This window comes from Bradyrhizobium sp. Arg237L (assembly GCF_029990105.1).
Taxonomy (GTDB): domain Bacteria; phylum Pseudomonadota; class Alphaproteobacteria; order Rhizobiales; family Xanthobacteraceae; genus Bradyrhizobium.
The window spans coordinates 1-707 of the sequence record NZ_JAQMIL010000199.1; the positions used below are offsets into that span (position 1 = coordinate 1).

General features: G+C 64.8%; 1 pseudogene. It reads right to left on the reverse strand.

The features are described 5' to 3' along the window. A pseudogene (locus tag OZ411_RS42970) lies at positions 1–707 on the reverse strand (phosphomannomutase/phosphoglucomutase); the annotation flags it as partial.

The window sequence follows — 707 nt, forward strand, 5'->3', positions numbered from 1 at the left end:
GTCTCGAACATGTCGCGCATGCGCTGCTCGCTGACCGGGCTTTCGACCACCACCACGAGCTCCGGCTTGTTGGAGGAGGCGCGCACCAGGCCCCAGCTCCCGTCCTCGACCGTGACGCGCACGCCGTTGACGGTGACGAGATCGTGGATCGCCTGGCCGCCGATCTTGGCGCCCTGCTTTTGCAAGTCCTCAAAGTGCTTCACCACGGCGTCGACCACGCCGTATTTGGCCTCGTCGGCGCAATGCGGCGACATGGTCGGCGACGACCAGGTCTTGGGCAGCGCGTTCTTCAGGTCGGCCATCGACTTGCCGGGCGCGCGGTCGAGCATCTCGCAGATCGCGATCGCCGAAACCAGGCCGTCGTCATAGCCGCGGCCGAATGGCTTGTTGAAGAAGAAGTGGCCGGACTTCTCGAAGCCGGCGAGCGCGCCGAGTTCGTTGGTGCGGCGCTTCATGTAGGAGTGGCCGGTCTTCCAGTATGCGGTTTTCGCGCCCTGCTTTTGCAGGATCGGATCGGTCATGAACAGGCCGGTCGACTTCACGTCGACCACGAATTGCGCATCCTTGTGGATCGCCGACATGTCGCGCGCCAGCATCACGCCGACCTTGTCGGCGAAGATCTCCTCGCCGGTGTTGTCGACCACGCCGCAGCGGTCGCCGTCGCCATCGAAGCCGAGACCGACATCGGCCTTGTGCTGCAAGACCGC